1 protein-coding gene is annotated in these 517 nt (G+C 44.5%); it reads left to right on the plus strand.

Annotated features, from left to right (window positions below; genetic code table 11):
• A partial coding sequence (locus R8O10_RS27525; protein ID WP_318192275.1) for a HAMP domain-containing sensor histidine kinase occupies positions 1 to 517 on the plus strand: 517 nt, incomplete at both ends.

Here is a 517-nt window from a genome sequence, read left to right on the forward strand (position 1 = left end):
ACGTATTACGATTGTGGGAGAATTAGGCAGCAGTATCGCACATGAAATTAATCAACCATTGGCTGCGATTAAAAACTACAGCCAAGGTGCAAAGATGCGGATGGAGCAAGGCACTACACCCGAGGAAATGTTGCCGATAATAGAGAAAATTCAACAACAAGTGACGTCTGCGAGTGACATAGTGCAGCGTTTACGTAGTTTGATTCACCGGACGCCAATCGAGAAAGGCTGGGTTGACTTACCTGCCGTCATCAATGATGCAATGAAGTTGGTGGATTATGAGTTCCAACGTCACAATATCCAACTAGGTGTGATGTATTCTGGCGAGGTACAAAACGTTTATGCGGATGTGACTGGATTGCAACAGGTGATCATTAATGTGCTTAATAACGCCAAAGATGCCTGTCTTGCTCATTCGACTTCGCAAAAAGAGTTGTTTGTTGATCTCCATGTCAGCTTTTGTGATGACGTTGTCATCATTGATGTCATGGATAACGGGGTCGGGCTCGAAGAGCAA

It is taken from the genome of Vibrio sp. 1727 (assembly GCF_033344415.1).
Lineage (GTDB): Bacteria > Pseudomonadota > Gammaproteobacteria > Enterobacterales > Vibrionaceae > Vibrio > Vibrio alginolyticus.